Here is an 821-nt window from a genome sequence, read left to right as displayed (position 1 = left end):
GGCGCAGAGGTTCTTGATAATTTGCAACAACAGTCAGAACAGCGCTGTCAACCTTATGCGAGTCCCGATCCGACCCCAAATTCCGAACGACAAAGACGTGAATGCGCTAGTGCCGTTCGGTGGAGAAGCGAGGGCGACGCTACGGGAATCAGCAGGGAAGAAGGTCGGCGGCCAGGGGCCGCCGACCGCCCCGCCCCGCAACGGACGGCTGGCCAAGAGTCTCCTACGGGATATTCGACTGGACGGATGTGTCCGTCTATGCGAGATGCAGCTGCAGCTTGTGGTGACGAACAGGGAACTGTCACTATCGTCGATGATGAGATCGATCACATCGATAGCTCACTACAACTGTTCGCAGTCGACGAGTTACGCAAAGAGGTGGTCATATCGTCACATGCGACAACCCCCATTGACTATACAGTAGGTAGTGCGATGGCGTTAGCGCACCCCAAATTAATCAGAGAAGTACTTGATGAGACGACGCTCACTACAATATTAGATAACACACCTGCGGAGATTTTGTCTTGGGCGCGTCAAATAGCGTACGTACCGCTCGATGAAGTCGAAGCTCCAGCTTTCCAAGACGCACTCCTGTCTTGGAGAAGCAAGATCGGGGATCTCACACTTGTTCTCAAAAGAAATGACTACGAAAGTGCTGGGTTCGATTGTCGTAATGATCTCCTGTCCGAAATTCTCCGTCAAGCACACGGGTTGACTGGCTGCGTTGTCCATCTGCTGGATGAAGCTGGCTTCGATGTGATCCGGGATTTCCGGATCCCGTCAGGATTGAATTCATCGAAGATTGAGGCTTTAGCCGAGTC

1 pseudogene is annotated in these 821 nt (G+C 52.9%); it reads left to right on the top strand.

The window, feature by feature from the left end:
* Positions 1-258: 258 nt before the first annotated feature.
* Positions 259-821, top strand: a pseudogene (locus DVK07_RS22495) (hypothetical protein); the annotation flags it as partial.

Origin of the sequence: Halorubrum sp. Atlit-26R, from assembly GCF_003666015.1 — an archaeon.
Classification (GTDB): Archaea; Halobacteriota; Halobacteria; order Halobacteriales; family Haloferacaceae; genus Halorubrum.
Note: the sequence above shows the minus strand (reverse complement) of the source record. Positions and strands in the feature narration are given on the sequence as shown.